General features: G+C 48.2%; 20 protein-coding genes. 4 read left to right on the top strand and 16 right to left on the bottom strand.

The genetic code is table 11. From position 1 onward, the window contains the following. Nucleotides 1-37: 37 nt before the first annotated feature. From HP401_RS07680 to gpr, 5 genes are all read right to left on the bottom strand, one after another. Nucleotides 38-1,009 (bottom strand): ABC transporter ATP-binding protein, encoded by a 972-nt coding sequence (locus tag HP401_RS07680; protein ID WP_087349517.1) that lies wholly within the window; start codon nucleotides 1,007-1,009, stop codon nucleotides 38-40. Nucleotides 1,010-1,027: 18 nt separating this feature from the next. Then, on the bottom strand, nucleotides 1,028-1,996 hold the full coding sequence (locus tag HP401_RS07685; protein WP_064200858.1) for an ABC transporter ATP-binding protein: 969 nt from the start codon (nucleotides 1,994-1,996) through the stop codon (nucleotides 1,028-1,030). Between the two features lie 313 nt (nucleotides 1,997-2,309). Continuing rightward, complete coding sequence (locus HP401_RS07690) at nucleotides 2,310-2,618, bottom strand: YqxA family protein (RefSeq protein WP_173604627.1); 309 nt, start codon at nucleotides 2,616-2,618, stop codon at nucleotides 2,310-2,312. A gap of 5 nt (nucleotides 2,619-2,623) precedes the next feature. Further along, a complete protein-coding gene (gene spoIIP / locus HP401_RS07695; protein WP_173604628.1) occupies nucleotides 2,624-3,802 on the bottom strand; it encodes a stage II sporulation protein P in 1,179 nt (392 codons plus the stop codon). Nucleotides 3,803-3,948: 146 nt separating this feature from the next. After that, on the bottom strand, nucleotides 3,949-5,049 hold the full coding sequence (gene gpr, locus HP401_RS07700) for a GPR endopeptidase (RefSeq protein WP_064200857.1): 1,101 nt from the start codon (nucleotides 5,047-5,049) through the stop codon (nucleotides 3,949-3,951). A gap of 178 nt (nucleotides 5,050-5,227) precedes the next feature. On the opposite strand from gpr, the gene rpsT reads away from it, so the two are divergent. Beyond that, nucleotides 5,228-5,503, top strand: a complete 276-nt coding sequence (rpsT, locus tag HP401_RS07705) for a 30S ribosomal protein S20 (protein ID WP_012685714.1) — start codon at nucleotides 5,228-5,230, stop codon at nucleotides 5,501-5,503. Nucleotides 5,504-5,567: 64 nt separating this feature from the next. Here rpsT and holA read toward each other — a convergent pair whose 3' ends face one another. From holA to HP401_RS07725, 4 genes are all read right to left on the bottom strand, one after another. Next, nucleotides 5,568-6,605, bottom strand: a complete 1,038-nt coding sequence (gene holA, locus HP401_RS07710; RefSeq protein ID WP_173604629.1) for a DNA polymerase III subunit delta — start codon at nucleotides 6,603-6,605, stop codon at nucleotides 5,568-5,570. Between the two features lie 241 nt (nucleotides 6,606-6,846). Continuing rightward, the gene (locus HP401_RS07715; RefSeq protein ID WP_173604630.1) at nucleotides 6,847-7,704 is read right to left on the bottom strand and encodes an anti-sigma factor family protein; all 858 of its coding nucleotides are present in this window, start codon (nucleotides 7,702-7,704) and stop codon (nucleotides 6,847-6,849) included. Further along, nucleotides 7,704-8,249, bottom strand: a complete 546-nt coding sequence (locus tag HP401_RS07720; protein ID WP_012685711.1) for an RNA polymerase sigma factor — start codon at nucleotides 8,247-8,249, stop codon at nucleotides 7,704-7,706. The genes HP401_RS07715 and HP401_RS07720 overlap by 1 nt, the downstream gene beginning before the upstream one ends. Before the next feature lie 53 nt (nucleotides 8,250-8,302). Next, nucleotides 8,303-10,705, bottom strand: coding sequence for a DNA internalization-related competence protein ComEC/Rec2 (locus HP401_RS07725; protein ID WP_173604691.1), 2,403 nt, complete (start codon nucleotides 10,703-10,705; stop codon nucleotides 8,303-8,305). Nucleotides 10,706-10,909: 204 nt separating this feature from the next. On the opposite strand from HP401_RS07725, the gene asnB reads away from it, so the two are divergent. The 3 genes from asnB (at nucleotide 10,910) to comER (ending at nucleotide 14,562) form a co-directional block, all read left to right on the top strand. Continuing rightward, nucleotides 10,910-12,838: an asparagine synthase (glutamine-hydrolyzing) gene (gene asnB / locus HP401_RS07730; protein WP_173604631.1), complete on the top strand. Its 1,929-nt coding sequence runs from the start codon at nucleotides 10,910-10,912 to the stop codon at nucleotides 12,836-12,838. 119 nt (nucleotides 12,839-12,957) lie between these two features. After that, on the top strand, nucleotides 12,958-13,662 hold the full coding sequence (locus tag HP401_RS07735) for a helix-hairpin-helix domain-containing protein (protein WP_173604632.1): 705 nt from the start codon (nucleotides 12,958-12,960) through the stop codon (nucleotides 13,660-13,662). A 66-nt stretch (nucleotides 13,663-13,728) separates the two neighbouring features. Beyond that, nucleotides 13,729-14,562, top strand: coding sequence for a late competence protein ComER (gene comER / locus HP401_RS07740; RefSeq protein ID WP_173604633.1), 834 nt, complete (start codon nucleotides 13,729-13,731; stop codon nucleotides 14,560-14,562). Nucleotides 14,563-14,656: 94 nt separating this feature from the next. On the opposite strand, the gene leuS is transcribed toward comER, so the two are convergent. The 7 genes from leuS to HP401_RS07775 form a co-directional block, all read right to left on the bottom strand. Continuing rightward, nucleotides 14,657-17,074 carry a leucine--tRNA ligase gene (gene leuS / locus HP401_RS07745; protein WP_173604634.1) on the bottom strand — a complete coding sequence of 806 codons (2,418 nt, stop codon included), beginning with the start codon at nucleotides 17,072-17,074 and terminating at the stop codon, nucleotides 14,657-14,659. A 351-nt stretch (nucleotides 17,075-17,425) separates the two neighbouring features. After that, nucleotides 17,426-18,175 carry a class I SAM-dependent DNA methyltransferase gene (locus HP401_RS07750; protein WP_012685705.1) on the bottom strand — a complete coding sequence of 250 codons (750 nt, stop codon included), beginning with the start codon at nucleotides 18,173-18,175 and terminating at the stop codon, nucleotides 17,426-17,428. Nucleotides 18,176-18,181: 6 nt separating this feature from the next. Beyond that, nucleotides 18,182-18,538, bottom strand: coding sequence for a ribosome silencing factor (gene rsfS / locus HP401_RS07755; protein ID WP_012685704.1), 357 nt, complete (start codon nucleotides 18,536-18,538; stop codon nucleotides 18,182-18,184). Then, on the bottom strand, nucleotides 18,538-19,128 hold the full coding sequence (yqeK, locus tag HP401_RS07760; protein WP_173604635.1) for a bis(5'-nucleosyl)-tetraphosphatase (symmetrical) YqeK: 591 nt from the start codon (nucleotides 19,126-19,128) through the stop codon (nucleotides 18,538-18,540). The genes rsfS and yqeK overlap by 1 nt, the downstream gene beginning before the upstream one ends. Continuing rightward, the gene (locus tag HP401_RS07765) at nucleotides 19,112-19,705 is read right to left on the bottom strand and encodes a nicotinate-nucleotide adenylyltransferase (RefSeq protein ID WP_173604636.1); all 594 of its coding nucleotides are present in this window, start codon (nucleotides 19,703-19,705) and stop codon (nucleotides 19,112-19,114) included. Before HP401_RS07765 ends, yqeK begins: the two co-directional genes overlap by 17 nt. 14 nt (nucleotides 19,706-19,719) lie before the next feature. Beyond that, nucleotides 19,720-20,010 carry a ribosome assembly RNA-binding protein YhbY gene (gene yhbY, locus HP401_RS07770; protein WP_007727776.1) on the bottom strand — a complete coding sequence of 97 codons (291 nt, stop codon included), beginning with the start codon at nucleotides 20,008-20,010 and terminating at the stop codon, nucleotides 19,720-19,722. 29 nt (nucleotides 20,011-20,039) lie between these two features. Further along, the gene (locus HP401_RS07775; RefSeq protein ID WP_016742579.1) at nucleotides 20,040-20,891 is read right to left on the bottom strand and encodes a shikimate dehydrogenase; all 852 of its coding nucleotides are present in this window, start codon (nucleotides 20,889-20,891) and stop codon (nucleotides 20,040-20,042) included. Nucleotides 20,892-20,959 lie beyond the last annotated feature (68 nt).

Here is a 20,959-nt window from a genome sequence, read left to right on the forward strand (position 1 = left end):
AGACTTCCTATTCGGCAGGCAAACTCCCTTTTGTCGATTAGGACTTGTATAAGTGACAAGCAACAAAGTGACCATCGCCTGTATCCGCAAATTCTGGGCGCACAGTACGACACTCCTCTGTCACATGGGGACACCTCGTATGGAATGTACAGCCACTTGGAGGTTTTGCAGGGCTCGGTACATCTCCCTGGAGGATCACTCTTTCTCGTACGGCATCAGGGTCTGGCGAAGGTACAGCCGAAAGTAATGCTTTCGTGTACGGATGGAGCGGATTGGAATACAACTGGCTACTCGTCGTCAGCTCGACAATTCTGCCAAGGTACATCACGCCAACTCGATCACTGATATGACGCACTACGCTCAAATCGTGGGCAATGAACAAGTATGTAAGGCCGAATTCGCGTTGCAAATCCTGCATGAGGTTGAGCACCTGCGACTGAATGGACACGTCTAATGCAGACACAGGCTCATCCGCAACGATCAATTTGGGTTTGAGCATCAGCGCTCTCGCAATACCGATCCGCTGCCTCTGTCCTCCACTGAATTGATGCGGATAGCGGCTCGCGTGATAGCTGCTCAGACCAACGATCTCCAGCATTTCCTGCACGCGCTTTTTTCGCTCTGCCGAAGAACCCAAGCCATGTACAATCAAAGGTTCTTCCAAAATCTTCTCAATATTATGTCTAGGGTTAAGCGAAGCAAATGGATCCTGAAAGACAATTTGCATGTCACGTCTCATCTTTCTCATTGCATCTGTGGAAAGTGACATGACATCTGTCCCGTCAAAGTTGATTTCACCGGAGGTCGGTTCAATCAGTCGCAGCAAGGAACGCCCCGTAGTGGACTTTCCACAGCCACTCTCACCTACCAGCCCCAAGGTTTCGCCACTCTTAACGGTAAACGAAACGTCATCTACCGCCTTTACTACACCTACTTCCCCTCCAAGAACACCGCCTGTGATTGGATAGTACTTTTTCAAATTTTTTACAACCAGAAGATCTTCAGCCACCTGCATGCTCCTCTCGGGTTATTCGGTCAGCCAGCAGCGGGAAAGGTGATTGTCCCCTACCACTTTTAAATCTGGCATCTCACTGCGGCATCGGTCTGAAACTTTATCGCATCTAGGTGCAAAACGGCATCCGACAGTAAGCGAACCCGGGATCGGGACGTTGCCTGGAATCGAATAGAGACGCTCCTGTGATCCTTCCAGCTTCGGCAACGAATTCAACAAGCCGATCGTATAAGGATGCTTCGGATTTTTTAAGATCGTACGAACATCGCCTTGTTCAATCACGTTGCCTGCGTACATCACCACGACACGGTGACACATTTCCGCAACGACCCCAAGATCGTGGGTAATGAGGAGAATGGATGTGTCAGCTTCCCGGTTGAGTTGGCGCATCAGGTCCAATATCTGCGCTTGAATCGTCACATCGAGCGCAGTAGTAGGCTCGTCTGCAATCAAAAGCGCTGGATTACAAGCCATTGCCATCGCAATCATGACACGCTGCCTCATACCTCCAGAAAGCTGGTGCGGGTATTCATCGACAATCGCGTCCGCTCGAGGAATTCCGACTTTTTTCAACATCTCAATCGCACGTGCTCTTGCGTCCTTTTTGCTCGCTTTCGTATGTAATCGGACTGATTCTCCTATCTGGTCTCCAATCGTAAACACCGGATTTAAAGACGTCATCGGCTCCTGAAAGATCATCGCAATTTCATTTCCGCGGATGTCTCTCATTCGCTTTTCGTCGACAGATACGAGATCCTCCCCCTTGAATTTAATCGAACCTCCCACGATTCTCCCTGGGGGATTGGGTACTAGCTTCATGACGGAAAGGGAGGTAACGCTCTTTCCGCAGCCGGATTCGCCTACGATACCGACTACTTCTCCTTTTTGTACCGTGATCGTCACGCCATCAACGGCAGGGATTTGGCCGCGGTCCGTGAAAAAGTGCGTTTGCAGGTTTTCGATTTGTAGGACAGGATGTGACACGTGGCTCACCTCTCTCACCGAAATATACTTCCAAAATAGACCTATCCATAGACATTATGTCATTTATTCAATTTTTTCGCAACACAATAAATTCTAACTATTACCTTTTTACTGACTAAAAAGAATATTTAACTCGCGCTTGAAACTTATGTAATAGAATTTTATGATAGCCCTTTCATTGTTGATATAGCCTCACTTGCACTGTTTAAGCAGATCGCATGAAGCATCAGTGGTCACATGCAAAAGACCCGCCTGTACGGGTCTTTTGTCACTGGGGCTTTCTGCACCCCTTCTTTTTGCGCGTAAACCATTTTCACGGTTCAAAAAAACTCCCTACCCAATCGACAAAACTCTGCGCTCCACTTTTAATGCTTCCACCCAAAGTCAAACCGATCCGACTGACATAGTTGACTATTTCCTTCGGGTTGGCAGTCTGAACCTGCTTGCCCATTACCGCGATCTCTACTTGTCCTTGATCCACTTTTTTGATGGAAAAGGTTTGCGCCTGCCCCTCTGGCACCCCGCTCACCTTGGATATTCCACGCTCAGCCGTTTGCAATCCCAAAACTACCCCGACCAGCAAGATGATTAACAGTCCAGTTAGCTTCATCGTCACGTTCATGTCCGTCACCTCTTTGCAGGCTCGTCAGAAACTGGTTTGCCTACCTTTTCAGCTTGCTGATAATAGGCTGCGAAAACATCTGCCAATGCTTCTGCCGTATTCCTGCTTTCCTGCACGCTGTTTTCCGTACCACCTATTTCTATTAACAGGCTTCCCGGGGAGAGTGACTGATTATACTCGCCATGATCCGTTTTTGCGCCTTTTTCCATCACGCCACGCGAAAGCTCTGGGTACATTTTTTCCATCAACTCATGCAGCTCTGTTGCAAACGCCTCATTTTTCTCGTAGCTTTTGTTTCTTTTTCCGATGACGAACAATACTCTTCCATACGTTTTTCCTTTGATCGTAACCGTCGTACGCTCTCGTGGGGCTGTGTCTCGATGCAGATCGAAAAAGTAGTACAGTTCCTTGTTTTTCTCTGTTGCCGCTTTGACCACTTGCAAAGATTCCGCGTAGGAAAAGGAGTAATGCATTTTTTTGTTCAAAAGCTGTTGATAGATGTCGTCGGTGCTCACATCGGAACCAATCCCTCTGTCATTCAACGCTTCTGATAAGTACTTGCTGATTAACGATATATTTCTCGTAGGATGATCGACTGAGGTTCCCACTGACTTCGTCTCACTAAACCACGATTCCCGGTTGTGCGAGTTATAAATGTAGACGATTTTTTTACCGTCCGTGATTGAATTGGGCACAGGAGCTGGCTTTGCTTCACCTGACTTGGTGGTATCCTCCGGCTTTGGCTCTACGATTGGAACTACTTGCGATTGATCTGCTACCTGTTTTGGATGGGCGGGATACTCCAAATAAAAATCTGCGAGAGAAGCTCCCTTTCCCTGTACGACAAATCTGGCATCCTCTGTCGTCACCATCCCAGGCAGCTCCCTGCCTAGCAAGCTGCGCAAGTCTCCCGGCTGTATATTGGTTGCCAAGCGAAAGAGAAAACCTGTTACGCTATTCGTGCGATCATCAGCCTGTGCTTGCACGGTTTCGGACAAAACCGGAATTTCCTGCCCCATCCATCCCAAAATCGCCAGACTGGAAATATGAGAAGCGGCCTGTTGAATGGCGGAGGACGAAATTGCGATTCGGTTCCCGCCGAGCGAAAGCACTCCTGTCATGATAAACAGGAACGCGGTTATAAATGAAAGAACAACGAATTGGCGTTGAATGAGGGTCGCCATCAGTCTCACTCCTCTAGCTGTAGCATGGTTGCACGTCGGGAGAACTTTCCCTTTCCCTCGTGCTTGTCTATGCTTTAGCTTATGAGGCTCATAGAGACGATAGAACCCTTTTCTAGCTTTTCTCTCTCACTCTAGCTTTTCAAGACTTAGTGGGTATACGAGCCGCTATTTTCTTCATTTACGGCACTGTGCAAGGCGCGATTCAGGCCTGTTGCGATCACATTCGCCACGCCTTCAATAAAATCATCAATTTCTTTTGGCGTGACGACCAGATCCTGTCCAAGCGGCCGGAGGACCTCATGAATCAGTTGCCGTTTCTCTTCTTCCGGCAGTGAACCTACCAATCCCATGAATGTCTTACGGGATTCCAAGTCAGGCAAATCCTCTTCGGTATACGGTTCCTTACGCTCTGGCAGCGTACTTAATGCCAATTTGTTAAACGCCCGCTTGCTCTCCACCATGGATTGTCCAAAATGCCCCAGCAAGTATGTAATCGCATCATTTACAATCGTGGAGGCAAAAACGACCGTAGGGACTCCTATCGCAATCACAGGCACACCAAGTGTCTCCTGATCAATCGCTTTGCGCTTGTTTCCGACTCCTGATCCGGGATGAATCCCTGTATCCGATATTTGAATCGTCGTGTTGACTCGGTGCAGCGCGCGGGACGCAAGTGCATCGATACAGATGACAAAATCGGGTTTGCTTTTTTCCACGACGCCAAAAATAATCTCACTCGTTTCTATACCCGTAATCCCAAGGACGCCCGGTGATAACGCACTGACTTCCCGATACCCTTCTCCAACGGTTTCAGGCGCCAGCGTGTACAGATGGCGTGTAATCAACAAATTTTCCACAACCATTGGTCCAAGCGCATCGGGGGTCACATTCCAGTTACCCAGACCAACGACGAGAGCCTTTTTGTCCTCTGTGATCCCCAGTTGCTTGAGAAACATCGCAAATTCAGCGGAAAATCGCTTGGCCACCTGCTCCTCAATCGATGTGTCGTTATCCCGCAGCTTGGGCACTTCAATTGTTAGGTAATGCCCCGGGAGCTTGCCGATTTCCTTTCCCGCTTCCTCTGTTTCCACATGCAATCTCGTTACTTTCACATTGGGCTCGCTATCGTCAGCTTGCAGCCAAATGCCTTCAATATCACTCTGGTTTTGCTGCTGAGCAAGCTCGTGGGCCTCCAAGGCCAGATCCGTACGAATGGAATAACCAGACAAGTCAATGTTATGTGCCATGTTCATCAGCTCCTTTGATCCGAAGTGAAAAAAGTACTGACCATTTTGTTCCTGCTACTAGCTTGCTTGAATCCTGCATTTTTATTCCGAATCCTTTCTTGCAAATGGGTTCGCCCCATGCTAGAATTACTTTGTTGTATGACTGTATGTCTATGGTCGTATTAAGGAGGTGACACACATGCCAAACATTAAATCCGCGATTAAACGCACCAAAACAATCGAAAAGCGTCGCGCACACCGCGCTTCTCAAAAGTCTGATCTGCGTACTTCCATCAAGAACTTTGAGAAAGCTGTCGCAGCTTCCGATGTAGCATTGGCGAAATCTACTCTTCTGGTGGCTGTGAAAAAGCTGGACAAGGCCGCTTCGAAAGGTCTCATTCATAAAAACGCAGCAAACCGTCAAAAGTCTCGTTTGATGAAAAAGCTTAACGTTCTGAGCGCTCCTGTAGCGTAAGAGACCAAGCGCCAAAAAACCCCGTGAACATCTTGTTCTAGGGGTTTTTTACTATAAAAAATCGTCACGACCGTTTTGTTCGTTCGTCATGTGCACGTGCAATAAATAATTCGAGGGCGAGGCGCTTGTCCACTTGCCCTGACTTCATCCGAAAATCTTCTTCGGCCAAGATACCTAGCAGTTTTTTTAACGATTCCTCAGAAAAATGACGCGCTTGTTCCATTGCTTTTTTCACTGCGTAGGGATGCATTTTAATCATGCCTGCCACTTGTTGTTGTGAATAACCACGCGGGGCCAATTGCTTGACATGCAACAGCATGCGGAACTGTCTCGCCAAGAGAGCCAGCAGCTTGATCGGCTCCTCTCCTGTTTTCATGCAGTCGTACATCATCCTGAGTGCCTTGTCCAATCTCCCCGAAGCGACCTGTTCAATCAGCCCGAATACATCCTGCTCCAGCGTACGTGCTCCGAGCAGCTCAATGGCGTCATCCGTGATGCTTTCCCCCACCCCGACAAACAGAGCCATCTTTTCAATTTCCTTGTCCAGTAGACGCAGCTCGGCTCCTACTCGCTCCACAAGCTTCATGGTCTGCTGACGATCAATTTTCGCCTGGTATTTACCCGCTTGCCGCTCTACCCATCCGTATAAATCCCCGTCTTTTAGCAACGGAAAAGGGATCACTTTCGCTTTTTGCTGCAACGTTTTAACCAGCTTTTTTCGTTCATCGAGCTTGTCCGCTTCTGTATGTAGAATAAGCGTGGTGTAGGGAGGCGGATTTTGCAAATAATCGAGCAGAGCATCTGGGTCACTTTCTACCTTCGTCGAAGGCTTACTTCCTGTTAAAAAGTAGGCTTGTCTGGCAATCACCAATCGATGCTCGCCCATAAACGGCAAGGTTTCCGCATCCTGCAGAATTTCACTCAATCCTGTTTCGGTGCAATCATACACGCTCATATTCAAATCCATAAATTCTGGATCAATCATTTCTTTACGAGCCAACGCCAAAAAATCTTCGGCCAGAAAAGACTCCGGACCGTATAAGACGTAGATCGGCGAGAATTGTTTTTGCCGTATTTCGCGAATAGCCGATAGGAGTGGCATACGTTTTCTCCCCTTTCCTTCTTCTTACCTGCGTTATTATAGCACATGTTGATGAGAGCAAAGCGAAAAAAAACCGCCACCAGTGAATCGGTAGCGGCTTTTTCATCCGTTGGCACCTCTATGTAAACGTTTAGGGAAAAGCCCCGGGATTCCTCCTCCCCAAACGGTAAGCAGGGGGTGCTTGATAATGTACTATACGCAGAATCCCCGCAAGCGGTGCCGGTCCATACGCGGAAAAAAGTTAGTCATTATCTTTATTTTTTTTCTTCTCTTTATTTTTTCCCTTGTCTTTCTCCTCTTGCTTGTCCCCGTCGTCGTCCTTTTTGTCATTAGCAGGTTCTTTGTCTTCTCTGTCCGGATTCTCATCCAGTCCGATCGGCCAGCCCGATGGTTGATCATCTGTCATTACTGGCGGTGGAGGTACCACTTTCTTCGGTGGCTGTGGCGGATTCGTTTTCTTCGGTGGCGGTGTCTGCTTTTGAACGTTCTTTACCGGTGGCCTTTTACTCTTCGTCTGAGTAGCCGATTTAGTAGACTTTTTCGTCTTGTCCTCTTCCTCTTTTGAATTCGATGATATTGGATTATTGCTTGGAGGAGTGGGAGCATCTGGCCCGGGGGTTTTAGGTTGTTCCACGGCCGCTGGCGTCATGTCCGTTCCGTTCTGGAACGAATCGACTTCTTGCTTCTTACCATCACCGCCAGAGAAAAGCATGCCAACCATTAAGCTGGCTGCGACGGCTGTACTACCAAGACTAGCCATCCACACTTTCATCCGCTTCCACTTTTTTGATTCCGGCAGCGAAGACGACTCACGCTTAACTTCCAGAGTGGGCAGGATTTCCTCGTTCACCGTAGATTTCACCGCAGCAGGCTTTGCAGCGGCTGACTCCAGCTTGGGTAGGATAGAATCTACGATGCTGATCGGAGGTACGACAGGGGGTAGATGTTCTAATTGTTGTGACACATCTTTCAAACGGTTGTACATAAGCTGCAGGTCAGTATCTTTCTGGATCAAACGATGGAGTAGTTGCTGCTCTGACTCCGACAAATCACCATCCAAATCCCGCTGCATGAGTTCAAAAATCTCTTCGTTGGTCATCAACCGATCCCCCCTTTCTGGTAGTCGTACAACAGCTCCTGTAACTGTTGCCTAGCCCGAAATAAGTACGACTTTACCGTGTTAAGCGGCAAATCTAGTGCCTCCGCTATTTCTTGATAAGACAAATCCTCCAGATAGCGGAGTACTACAACCATTCGATATTGCTTTGGCAATCTTCCGATGGCTTCCTGGATGTCATTCGACAGCCCGGTGAGAAGGATTTCTTCCTCTACGTTGTTACGATCAGGAATGATCAACTCGTGCTCGTCAATTGAGACCGTTTCCTTTTTCGCGCGAAATTTATCCATACAGACGTTGCTAACAATGCGTTGTACCCAGGTAGAGAACTTTGCTTTTTCCTGATAGGTGTCCAACTTTCGATAAATTCGAATGAGGACTTCCTGGGAGGCATCGAGCGCGTCTTGTTCGTTCCCTAGAATATAATAAGCGCTTCGGTAAACGGAGGTCTCAATAGATCGAAGCAGTTCGACTAGCGCGTCATGATCCCCGGATTGCGCCATCCTGATCAACTCTGCTTCATGCATATTCTCTTCTCCCCCCTACAGACGGTTCGCTCATTGAAAAAGTTGCAAACAGATTATGTATCCAATATTTGGGCCTGCCAATATAATCCGGTAGGTGTAATAACCAGCGTAATCGCACCATGAGCATCAGTCCTGTACACGGCGGAACCCGATTTTTTTAGGCGATGCAGCACTTCGGGCGAAGGATGCCCGTACCGATTTTTCACCCCGGCAGAGATTACAGCGGCTTTTGGTGCTGTGACTGCAAGGAGCTCTTCGGTACTCGAGGTATTGCTTCCATGATGGGCTACTTTCAAAACATCCACAGAAGTCAAACCGTTTTGAACAAGCTGACTTTCCCCATCCTTTTCAATGTCACCCGTAAACAATACAGTCTTGTTGAAAGCAGTCAGCTGGAGTATTACGGATGCATCATTTCCTGAAAAAGTCGATTCACCCGGGTGCAGCCACTTCCACTCGATTCCTGGTGCATCTGACCATGATTGACCCGGAAGCCCGGTTAGTATCGGAACTCCTTCTTGTTGGAAAAGTTGGACAATCTCACCCTCCAATTTCGAAGGTGCTGTTCCATTCACCAATACCTCTCCAAAAGAAAAATGAGGAACTAGCGATTTGAATCCCCCAATGTGATCCAGATCGCCATGCGTCATGATGACACGATCGATTTTCTCGATTCCTCTGGCCATCAGAAACGGCAGAACGACGTCTTTCCCCACCTCAAATGGGTCACGTTTTTCCATCCATGGTTCAGCAGCTGGGAACTGCATTGTCCCACCCGCATCCATTAAGTATACCTTCTGATCACCAATTTCGACAACGATGGAATCCCCTTGTCCGACATCAAGGAAGGTAATTCGAACTTCTTCGACTCCTGAAAACGGCTGTCTGGCCGCTACAATGAACGAAAGAAATATAACGAAAGTAAGCATTATATCACGCTTTCGATGATAGCCCAACCTCCATGAAATGGGCAGAGCACCCAAAAAACAGGTATACAAAGCAAGCCACCACCACGAAGGATGCGGCCAATAGGTAAAGGGCAGCCTCATTTTTTCAATAGCAAACAGCGGAAGATGAATCCATTTCAGCATTGCCGTCGATAACCAAACAGGAATCACCGCCAAAAACGGGTGGACGAAATCGAGGACAACGGCAATATACCCGAATGGTAGCGCTATGGCCGAGAGAATCGGTGTCACTACCAAATTGACCAGCCAAGACACAGGTGAAAACAAATGAAAATGGTAGATGAGAAACGGAAAAGAAACAAGCTGGGCTGACAATGTAACCGCCAGCAGTGTACGAATCCAGACAGGTACCCGAACAAATACATGCAAGCTGTATGGCACAAAAATGATCAGACCAAGTGTTACCGCAAAAGAAAGCTGAAAACCGACATGCCACAGCTGATACGGATTCATCAGCAGCATTAGGATGAGTGCCCCAGCCCAGACGTCTTTGCCATCCAACTTCTTTCCAACTACCTGGCAGAGAAGCCCCACACTTCCCATCAGTCCAGATCGGATCGCTGACGCGCTGGCCCCCACCAGAAGCACATACCCAATCAAGAACAAAATCGTTACAACAAATGCTAGTCTGCGTCTGATTCCAATCCGCTCCAAACACCACATAAACATAGAGCTGACCAATGTCACATGCAAACCGGAAATCGCGAGGATATGACTTAAGCCCAAATTCGAATACATCGCCGCAAGCTCGGGGTTCACCTCTTGTCCAAGACCAAGCAGGAGCGACTTCATATAACCCGCTGTTTCTGGATCTGTAAATAATGATTCAATTCGCCTTGCACCCGAGTCCTGCCATTCTTGAAAGCTCGCCCAAACAGAAAAAGCAGGTGTCATCTCAACCGCTTGATAGCTTGTTTCCCCTGTGACATGGACACCTTGCCAATACAAATAGCTGGCGTAGTCGAAGGCATGAGGATTGCGCGCAGGAGCTGGTAAGGATAGTCGGATCGGAGCCGCGATAACACTCCCACGTCTCCACTGCTCTATTTGTTTTGCTTCCTGGAAAGAGGCAAGTTTAACACGAAGCGCGATTTTTTCGAGAGACCAATGCTCGTTCTGATCACGCTCATTTTCACCCCAGGATGTTATCCTGACAAAAAATCGTGCTGCATCGCCGTCCCGTCTCACAGGAGAATCAATGACACCTTCTATCCAGATGGTCTGCTCCCTTTCTGCTAATGGTTTCACTTCAGAGCTGTGGAGATTCTCGTACCCATAAAAAAAGAGACCTGCTAGAATAGAAATCAGTGAGTAGCATGCAACGCATTTGCGGTATGGTAACGGGATACATGCAACAACTCCCCATAATAAGCCTGTAGCCAACAGCAGCCAAGCAGGATGCAAATAGGCGGACAGAATAAGGCCGATCATCATCGCTAGGCTTGCGATCCATACTGACACTGTAATTCCCCCGTCCTGTTCTTTCATGAACCGTGATGTCGAACGATTCACGGTCTCCTAAGGGAGTATATCTAACCGAATGGGGACAAAAATAGAAAAGAAGAAAGGCTAATTCCCTTGTAGAATCAGTGTTTTCGAGGTCAATCACTGGCATTCATAAGAGATTGCGTTGATTGTCGATACATGATAGAGTTAGCAGGAGCAATCCAGTGAGAGGAAGAGTCATTTCTTATGTGCGGAATCGTATCACTCTATAACAAGCGGCAAAAGCCTGTTCAACAAGAAGCGATTAGTGCAATGACGGGTGTCATCCTGCACCGTGGTCCAGATGACGATGGTTTTCACCTTGAAGACAACATCGCCCTGGGCTTTCGTCGTTTAAGCATCATTGACGTGGAAGGCGGACATCAACCGCTGTTTAACGAAACACGTGACATCTGGATTATTGGTAACGGCGAAATCTACAATTACAAAGAGCTACAGCAATGGTTAAAGGACATCGGCCACGTTTTCCACACCGATTCTGATATTGAAACCATCCTCCACCTTTATGAAGAGGTAGGAACAGATGCACCTAAGCATTTACGCGGGATGTTTGGCTTTACGATCTACGACTCCCGTAAAAAACGTCTGTTTGGGGCACGCGACCATTTTGGAATCAAGCCTCTCTACTATGTTGAGACGAATGATTCGATCGGGGTTGCCAGTGAGCTCAAAAGCTTGCTTGAGCTGCCAGGCTTCAAGCGTGAAGTGAATCCAACCGCTTTTTATCACTATTTGACGTTCCAATATGTACCTGATCCTGAAACGATGTTTGCTGGCATTTACCGTATACCTCCTGCACACTCGTTCGTGGTTGAAAACGACCAGATCAAGCTGGAAAGATATTGGGATGTAGAATTCAAGCCTGATGAAAGCAAGCCGTTCTCTTATTTTGTTGAGGGTACGCGCAGTGTCATGCTTGAATCTGTCGACAAACACCGGATTAGTGAAGTTTCTCGTGGAGCCTTCTTGTCTAGTGGTGTTGACTCTAGCAGTATCGTTGGGATGTTGCGTACGTTCGAGCCAGTCAAATCTTTTTCTGTCGGCTCTGATATTCCTGGTTATAGCGAGCTCGATTATGCGAAGCGAACCGCAGCATACTTGGGATCGGAGCATTTCGAGCGCGTGATTAACGCCAAGCAGTACATGGATGAATTGCCAAGACTGATCTGGCATCAGGACGAACCGGTAGCAGACCCATCTGCCATCTTGCTCTATTTCGTAGCACAGATGGCGAGTGAACACGTAACCGTTGTATTGTCCGGTGAAGGTGCAGATGAATTTTTTGGCGGATACAATATTTACAGAGAGCCTCATTCTCTCAAAATGTTTTCCGGAATGCCTGGCTGGATGCGCCAATCCATCGGATACATGGCAGAACGCCTCCCTGATCAGGTAAAAGGAAAGAACTTCCTCATCCGCGGGTCGAAAACGGTTGAGCAGCGCTTCTTCGGAAACGCGCTGATTTTCAGCGAAGAGATGAAAAAGCGCGTCGTCATGGAGGATATTACCCGTTCGGAATCGTATGTATCTCCTTTCACCATTACAGAAGAGATTTACAAACGCGCTTCCGAATATGATGATGTGACCAAGATGCAATACTTGGACATTCACACTTGGCTCAGAGGCAACATTTTGATGAAGGCCGACAAGATGACAATGGCCAATTCTTTGGAGTTGCGAGTGCCTTTCATTGATCTGAAGGTATTTGAATTCGCCGCTACCATTCCAACCAAGTACAAAATTGCCAACGGCACGACCAAGCACGTGCTTCGTGAAGCGATGAAAGACTTCTTACCACCTGAGATCCAATCGAGAAAGAAGCTGGGCTTCCCTGTTCCGACTCGTCATTGGCTCAAAAACGAATTTTACAAATGGGCAAAAGAGATCATTTTTGAATCCAAGGTGGATAATTTGATCAATAAGGCCTATGTGCTCTATATGCTCGATGAACACCGTGAAGGCAATGCGGATTACAGCCGTAAAATCTGGACGATCCTGGTCTTCATGCTGTGGCATCAAATCTTCATTGAGCAAAAGCAAAATTTTGAGCCTTATGTCAGCCCGAATGTAGACCTTCGCCGCAAGAAAAATTCTTCGCTGCAGCATATCGGCTAACAGCGAAAACAGACTAAATAGATTTGCAGACCCTCTCTTACTTTTCGTAGCATCATTCATAGAGAACAAGTTCTCTCTATGAACGTATCGCTACGTGAAGGACGGGAGGGTTTTTTGTTATGTTGTTGGAATGGTGGGAGCGTTATCGCCGTATCCTCTTGCTGACTGCAGCTGTTCTGTTTGTCGGTTGTAGCTATTGGCTCTATCAACGCGACCAATCGCATAAGACTGCCGAACTACCGTTGCATACTCCAGCTTATGCAGCATCAGATGTTGAAACAAAAGAACGAACAGATGATTCAATAGCTGCTCAACCTGCCAAGCCGGTAAAAGCAACGCCGGAAAAAGATAAGAATAAGGAACCACTCCCCCCTCCTCTCTATGTCGATGTGAAAGGGCAAGTGAAAAACCCCGGTTTATACCAATTTGAACCAGGTACGCGTGTCGCAACTGCCATCGAAAAAGCAGGAGGAGCATTGCCTGATGCTGATCTGGTCCAGATCAATTTGGCAGCGCCGCTCGCAGATGGAGCTGCTCTTGTCATCCCGGCTAAAGGGGCAACCGTGCCAGTCTCCGCATCCATTGGCCTTGTACAATCTGCTGCAAGCGTATCCACCACTGGTGCCTCTCCAGTCATAAACCTCAACACGGCAACTACCGAAGAGCTCATGAGCCTTCCCGGAATTGGAGAAGCTCGTGCAAAGGCAATCGTGGATTACCGGTCAAAACAAGGGCCATTTCGTTCAGCGGATGACCTGAAACAGATTGAGGGAATTGGCGAGAAGATGTTTGCACGGATAAAGGATCGGCTGGTGGTACAATGAGATCCGGTCATGATCATAGGTGCTCCTACATAGAATGGGAAAAGAATATCGGAGGGAGGTATGCCCATGAATACAATTGGGTTCATTGGTACGGGCAGCATGGGCAGTATCTTGATTGAATCATTGCTGTCAGCCAAGGCGCTGACACCTGGTCATGTCATTATCAGCAACAGAACCCCTGCGAAGGCGCAGCAACTGGCAGAAAAACATCCTGGGCTCATTGTCGCGCACAGCAATGCCGATTTGGTCAAAGAAGCTACAACGATCGTGCTGTGCGTCAAGCCACTGGAATATAGCGTGATGCTTGAACAAATCGCTCCTGCCTTAACGCCAGACCACCTGTTGATTACGATCACCAGTCCGATCAAGCTAGCGGATTTGGAGTCTCAAGTTCCTTGTGCCGTTGCCCGAGTCGTTCCTTCTATAACAAATGCCGTCATGAGTGGTGTTAGCTTATGTGAATTCGGATCACGAATTCAAGAGGAACAGCGTCAATTCATACGAAGTCTGTTTGCGCACATTAGCTCCCCTATTGAGATTTCGGAGCCTTTTTTACGAATTACTTCTGACATTGTCAGTTGTGGGCCAGCGTTTATCAGCTATATTTTGCAGCAAATGATTCAAGAAGCTGTTGAAGAAACGGGTATTTCCGCAGAAGCTGCTACCTACATGACTACGCAAATGCTAATTGGGATCGCAGATCTTTTACGGGAAGAAGCGTTCACCCTCCCTACTCTCCAAAAAAGGGTCTGCGTGCCCGGAGGAATTACTGGGGAAGGACTGATTCCTTTGCAAGACGGTATTCCTGGTCTTTTCGCCCAAGTATTTCGCCGCACACAAGCGAAGTTTGCCGAGGATCAGGAACTGGTTGCACGAAATTTGAACAATCAGCCGCATTAGCGTATGACGACGTAAGCGTGGATTGACGAAAAAAGGAGTGGATACCTGTCACTCTCAGGTTCCACTCCTCTTCTTATTTCTTGTCGCCCTTTTCTTAACGAACGACGATATTCACCAGTTTGCCTGGAACAGCGATGACTTTGACGATCGTTTTTCCTTCGATCAGTTCGTTAATCATCTCGTTGTTTTTCGCCATCTCTTCCATCTGTTCTTTCGTCGAATCAGAAGCGATGAGCAGCTTTTCTTTGTTTTTGCCGTTAATTTGCAGGACGATTTCTACCTCGTCTTCAACCAGCTTCGCCTCGTCGTACGTAGGCCATGCTGCGTATGCCACGCTCTCGCTGTGACCGAGTTTTTCCCACAGCTCTTCACCCAAGTGCGGAGCGATTGGAGACAGCATTTTTACAAAGTCCTCCATGAATTTCTTCGGCAAAACTTCTGCTTTGTACGCTTCGTTTACGAATACCATCAACTGAGAGATACCTGTATTGAAACGCAGGCCCTCGTAGTCTTCTGTTACTTTTTTCACAGTTTGGTGGTACACGCGCTCCATGCCAGCTACGTTGGAGGTTTCCACGATTTTTTCGTTCAGCTCACCGTTGTCACCCACAAACAGACGATATACGCGATCCAGGAAGCGACGTGCGCCATCCAAGCCTTTTGTCGACCAAGCGATCGAAGCATCCAGTGGTCCCATGAACATTTCGTACATGCGCAGTGTATCGGCACCATGGCTGTCGATGATATCGTCTGGGTTTACAACGTTGCCTTTGGACTTACTCATTTTCTCGTTGTTTTCACCCAGGATCATCCCTTGGTTAAACAGCTTTTGGAACGGTTCCTTTGTAGGTACGACACCGATATCGTACAGGAACTTGTGCCAGAAACGAGAGTAGAGCAAGTGCAGTACCGCATGCTCTGCACCACCAATGTAAATGTCGATTGGCAGCCATTCTTTCAGTTTGTCTGGATCAGCCAATGCCTTGTCATTGTGTGGATCGATGAAGCGCAGGAAGTACCAGCAGCTACCCGCCCATTGCGGCATCGTGTTTGTCTCACGGCGTGCTTTCATGCCTGTATCCGGATCGATAGTGTTGACCCACTCCGCGATGTTTGCCAATGGCGATTCACCTGTACCGGATGGTTTGATTTCTTTTGTTTTTGGCAACATGATTGGCAGTTCGGATTCTGGAACGACTTTCATCGTGCCATCTTCCAGGTGGAGAATCGGAATTGGTTCACCCCAGTAGCGTTGACGGCTGAACAGCCAGTCGCGCAGACGGTACGTTACCTTGCGATTTCCTTTGCCTTCTGCTTCCAGCCACTCAATCATTTTGCTGATAGCCTGTTCTTTGTTCAAACCATCGAGCATGCCGGAGTTAATGTGCTCTCCGTCGCCTGCATACGCTTCTTTGGAGATATCGCCACCTGCGATGACTTGCTTGATTGGCAGATCGAATGTTTTCGCGAACTCATAGTCGCGTTCATCGTGCGCTGGAACCGCCATGATGGAGCCTGTTCCGTAGCTAATCAGCACGTAATCTGCAATCCAGATTGGCAGACGCTCGCCGTTAACCGGGTTGATTGCATACGCTCCGGTAAATACTCCTGTCTTTTCTTTTGCCAGATCAGTACGCTCCAAATCGCTCTTGCGCTTAGCTTGATCCAGGTACGCTTCTACTGCTTCTTTTTGAGCTGGTATGGTAATTTGTTCAACCAGCTTGTGCTCTGGAGCCAGTACCGCATAGGTTGCTCCGTAAAGAGTGTCTGGACGAGTCGTAAAGACGGTAAAGGATTCATCATGACCTTCGATACCAAAGGTTACTTCTGCCCCTTCAGAACGACCGATCCAGTTGCGTTGCATTTCCTTGATGCTCTCTGGCCAATCCAGTTCATCCAGGTCAGCGAGCAGTCTTTCCGCATACGCAGTAATTTTCAAGACCCATTGCTTCATTGGGCGGCGTTCTACTGGGTGTCCGCCACGCTCACTTTTTCCATCAATCACTTCTTCGTTCGCCAAAACCGTTCCCAAAGCAGGGCACCAGTTTACAGCTACCTCGTCAATATAAGCCAAGCCGTGCTCATACAGCTTCGTAAAAATCCATTGTGTCCACTTGTAGTATTGCGGATCAGTTGTGTTGATTTCGCGATCCCAGTCGTAGGAAAATCCGAGCGACTTAATTTGGCGACGGAAGGTGTTGATATTGTGCTCGGTGAATTCCGCCGGATCGTTTCCTGTATCGAGCGCGTATTGCTCCGCTGGCAAACCAAACGCATCCCAGCCCATTGGATGGAGAACGTTATATCCTTGCATCCGCTTCATGCGGGACAAAATATCAGTAGCCGTATAGCCTTCCGGATGTCCTACGTGCAGGCCAGCTCCAGATGGATACGGGAACATGTCGAGTGCGTAAAACTTTTTCTTGCCTTCATCCTCGGAGGTTTTGAAGGTCTTGTTCTGCTCCCAATATTGCTGCCACTTCTTTTCGACATTACGATGACTGAATACCATGGTAAAGCACTCCCATCTTAAAATAGGTAAAAATTAAAGAAAACCTCACATCCCAGATCGCTCTTGCGAAAGGGACGAGAGGTTGTTTACATTCCCGCGGTACCACCCAGATTGGCAAATGACAAGCATTCACCCACTTGTTTCATCCGTATCGGGGATAAGTCGCTCACCCTTACGCAGTCATGACTTGGATGACCTTGGGGGCAAGTGCTGGGAGGTGAGTTCAGATAGATCCGGGTTGACTTGCACCATCCGTCAACTCTCTGTGAATGCTCGAATCCGATTCCTACTATTCCTCTTAAACGCGTCGAAATCTGTAGTTATAACGCCATTATAGTCAATCCGAACCAATCATGTCAAACTTTTCGGCTTGCGGGCTGAGAAAAATAGGCGCTCACTCGCTTCTTGTGGTGGCAAATCCGAGTAATCAGCGGTGATGATGATATCCGTGAAGCCAGCATCTGTCAGCCAGCGCATCAGTTGGACAGGCTGATAAGCCCTTTGCCAATGCTCCTCTTCCATCCGCTCGTACAATCCGTTTGGCTGACGAATGAAAAACGTTAACTGATGCTCTACCTCTAGTCGCAGTGGGTCGCAAAAACATTGCCAAATGTACGAAACTTCATCTTCTACATGTGTGAACGTCTCGTCTCCGAAAATGTGCAGCATCTTGTACGGGCTGTGCACATCAAACAGAAAGCTCCCACCAGGCGCGAGATGGGCGAAAACGCGTTTGAACGTTTCCTGCACATCCGCTTCCTCTGTAAGATAGCTCAATGAATCACACAAGGAGATGACCGCATCCGCTTCTGGCAAGGACAGCTCCCGCATATCCTGTTCCACCCACGCTACTTCTACTTGCTCCTGCCTCATTTTGTCATAGGCGATTGCAAGCATTTCTGTTGAGAGATCCACTCCCGTAACACGGTATCCCCGCTTGGCGAGTGGGATCGCAATCGTGCCAGTCCCACAGCCAAGATCAATGACCCGCACAGGCTTCTCTCCCTTTTTCCAATGACGCTCGACCCAATCGAGCCACTGGTCATAAGGAGTATCCGCCATCAGCCTGTCATATACAGCGGCCATATGTGCGTATGCCATCTGTCCTTACCCTTGTGCGCTGAAGGAAACTTCCTCTGCGTCCTTCCACAGGCGCTCCAGGTTGTAAAACTCGCGATCTTCGCGATGGAAAACGTGAATGACGATATCGCCCAGATCAACCAGTACCCAGCGACCTTCATCCGCTCCCTCAATACCGCGGACGTCAAAGCCGTTTTTGTGGGCTTGGTCACGAATTTCGCGAACAATTGCCTGTACTTGACGCTCGTTGTTTCCGTGGCAAATCATGAAATAGTCTGCGATCACAGACAGCTTTCTAATATCGAGCACCTTCAAGTTCTCTGCTTTTTTGTCCTCTGCTGCCTTCACAACCAACTGAGCCAAATCTTCTACTGTTTTAACCATCAAAACCCTCCTTCTCTCCCTTTGCGGGAAACCAAATCGTTATAGGCCGTCAATGTCAACGGGAAAACTGTTTTTTGCTTCTCTATCAAAAATTGAATGGTGCCTCCCAAGGCAAGTGCCAGGGCGGCATCCAAATCATGCATGGCTTTGGCGCGAATAAAATCGACACCGGGGTAAACCCGGTTTGGTTCTATATAGTCTGCCACACAGACCACTTTTTCTAACAGGGACATGCCAGCCCGCCCCGTTGTATGGTAGCGAACAGCTTGTAAAACATCTGCATCCGTTACACCTAGGTCAGTCTGGATCACAATCGCTGCTGCAAAGGCGTGCCACAGCTCTTTTTCCCCTTCCAAAAGCTCTGTAGGCATATCGTGGCGAACGAGAATCTCAAACATTTTTTCCACAGGCCAGCACTTACAGTAATCGTGCAACAGACCTGCAAGCTCGGCTTTGTCAGGATCAGCCCCGAATCTCTCTGCCAGCTCGCGAGCCGACGCAGCCACTCCTAGGGTGTGATTGTAGCGTTTTTCATGCATTTGTTGCCGTACGCGAACGAGAAGCTCTTCCCGATTATCCAAAAGTCTCATAGATTCGGTTCTCCTTTATATAGCGCTCCACGGCATCAGGCACAAGATAACGGATGCTCTTCCTGGCAGCTGCCTTCTCGCGAATCATCGTGGAGGAAATGTCCCAAACAGGCATCTCCACAAATGTGACGTCCTCGCTCGATTTTAGATCCAGTTCGGTTCCTGGTCTCGCTAGACCTATAAAGCGTACCATATGAATCAGCTCTTGGTACTGGTACCATTTGGGCAAGATTTTTACCATATCTCCCCCCATGATAAAGGAAAACCGGCAATCGGGGAACTGCCTAATGAGCTGAGTCATCGTATCATAGGTGTACGATGGCCCTTTTCTTTCGAACTCTACATCTGTAACACGAAACACCTCGTGATCAGACACGGCCAGCTGAACCATTTGCAAGCGGTGATGCGCCAGCGTCAGACTCTCTCTTTCTTTGTGTGGTGGAACGTGTGTAGGCATAAACCAGATTTCATCCAGGCCCGCTTGCTCTCTGGCTTGTTCGGCCGCCAGCAAGTGCCCACAATGAATCGGGTCAAACGTTCCTCCCATGATTCCTACTTGCTTGATTGGCTGTCTCATTGCATGCAGGTCACTTACGGAAGCTTGATCGTCTTGTTCTCCCGAGACTCTTTGTACAAGACAACTGTATGGCCAATCAACTGCACAAGCTCTGCTCCAGCACCTGCAGCGAGATCTTCAGCCACTTGATGTTTATCGTCATTATTGTTTTGCAAAATCGCTACCTTGATCAATTCACGTACTTCCAACGCTTCTTTGATCTGCGTGATCATGTTTTCGTTTACTCCACCTTTTCCAACTTGGAAAATAGGGGTGAGATGATGTGCTTCTGCGCGCAAAAAGCGCTTTTGCTTGCCGGTCAACATCGGCAATGCCTCCTTTTATATCCTGCCAATCAGGTTGTTTTCTTTAATTGTTGCAAGACGACCTCACGCATAACCCCAGTTGGTGCTCGCTCGCCCGTCCACAGCTCGAATGCCAGTGCACCTTGATTCACGAACATGCCGATTCCGGAATGAACAGTGGCTCCGATGGCACGCGCTTCTTTGAGCAGACGCGTTTCGAGCGGGTTATAAATCAGATCGCTAACAGTTAAACCGGAATGAAGCCACTCTGCTGGCACAGGTGTCTCCTGCACGTTTGGCAGCATTCCGATTGATGTCGTATTGATCAACAACGAAGAGTCCGCGATAGCTGCTTCCCCTTCGCCTTGTTCTACGATTTTCGTAGGTACAATCGTTCCGACATGCTCAGCCAATACCGCAGCTCTTTCCCGGGAACGATTGATAATGCGAATTTCCTTGACTCCTTGTTCAGCCAAGGTAAACGCCACAGCTCGCGCAGCGCCTCCAGCCCCTACCATGGTTACCACTTGCTTTTCAAGAACGATTCCCGTCTCTTCCACAAGCGAACGAACATAGCCCATACCATCTGTGTTATAGCCGATCAAGCGTCCATCACGAGAAACGACGGTATTAACGGCACCGATTCGTTTGGCAAGCGGATCGATTTCATCCAGCATCGGCATGATAGCGACTTTGTGGGGAATCGTGACGTTAATCCCCTTCAGGCCTAACGCGCGAATACCCGCGACTGCATCTTCCAGATTTTCCGGTTCCACATCGAACGCAGCATATGCAAATCCCAACCCGGTCTCTAAAAAAGCTGTATTGTGCATCATCGGTGATTGTGAGTGGGATACTGGATGCCCAAATAGGCCAACCAGTTGTGTTTTGCTTGTAATCATGGAGCTTTTCCTCCCCGGACGTCTCTCTATAGCATATGGCAAGGGGCAAGGCTACCTCGACTTTTCTT

Origin of the sequence: Brevibacillus sp. HB2.2 (genome assembly GCF_013284275.1) — a bacterium.
Lineage (GTDB): Bacteria > Bacillota > Bacilli > Brevibacillales > Brevibacillaceae > Brevibacillus > Brevibacillus brevis_D.

Coding starts and splice junctions, on each gene's coding strand:
- HP401_RS07690 (WP_173604627.1), bottom strand. CDS start 2,618: ATGAACGTGACGATGAAGCTAACTGGACTGTTAATCATCTTGCTGGTC.
- spoIIP (WP_173604628.1), bottom strand. CDS start 3,802: ATGGCGACCCTCATTCAACGCCAATTCGTTGTTCTTTCATTTATAACC.
- gpr (WP_064200857.1), bottom strand. CDS start 5,049: ATGGCACATAACATTGACTTGTCTGGTTATTCCATTCGTACGGATCTG.
- rpsT (WP_012685714.1), top strand. CDS start 5,228: ATGCCAAACATTAAATCCGCGATTAAACGCACCAAAACAATCGAAAAG.
- holA (WP_173604629.1), bottom strand. CDS start 6,605: ATGCCACTCCTATCGGCTATTCGCGAAATACGGCAAAAACAATTCTCG.
- HP401_RS07715 (WP_173604630.1), bottom strand. CDS start 7,704: ATGACCAACGAAGAGATTTTTGAACTCATGCAGCGGGATTTGGATGGT.
- HP401_RS07720 (WP_012685711.1), bottom strand. CDS start 8,249: ATGCATGAAGCAGAGTTGATCAGGATGGCGCAATCCGGGGATCATGAC.
- HP401_RS07725 (WP_173604691.1), bottom strand. CDS start 10,705: ATGAAAGAACAGGACGGGGGAATTACAGTGTCAGTATGGATCGCAAGC.
- asnB (WP_173604631.1), top strand. CDS start 10,910: ATGTGCGGAATCGTATCACTCTATAACAAGCGGCAAAAGCCTGTTCAA.
- HP401_RS07735 (WP_173604632.1), top strand. CDS start 12,958: ATGTTGTTGGAATGGTGGGAGCGTTATCGCCGTATCCTCTTGCTGACT.
- comER (WP_173604633.1), top strand. CDS start 13,729: ATGAATACAATTGGGTTCATTGGTACGGGCAGCATGGGCAGTATCTTG.
- leuS (WP_173604634.1), bottom strand. CDS start 17,074: ATGGTATTCAGTCATCGTAATGTCGAAAAGAAGTGGCAGCAATATTGG.
- HP401_RS07750 (WP_012685705.1), bottom strand. CDS start 18,175: ATGGCATACGCACATATGGCCGCTGTATATGACAGGCTGATGGCGGAT.
- rsfS (WP_012685704.1), bottom strand. CDS start 18,538: ATGGTTAAAACAGTAGAAGATTTGGCTCAGTTGGTTGTGAAGGCAGCA.
- yqeK (WP_173604635.1), bottom strand. CDS start 19,128: ATGAGACTTTTGGATAATCGGGAAGAGCTTCTCGTTCGCGTACGGCAA.
- HP401_RS07765 (WP_173604636.1), bottom strand. CDS start 19,705: ATGAGACAGCCAATCAAGCAAGTAGGAATCATGGGAGGAACGTTTGAC.
- yhbY (WP_007727776.1), bottom strand. CDS start 20,010: ATGTTGACCGGCAAGCAAAAGCGCTTTTTGCGCGCAGAAGCACATCAT.
- HP401_RS07775 (WP_016742579.1), bottom strand. CDS start 20,891: ATGATTACAAGCAAAACACAACTGGTTGGCCTATTTGGGCATCCAGTA.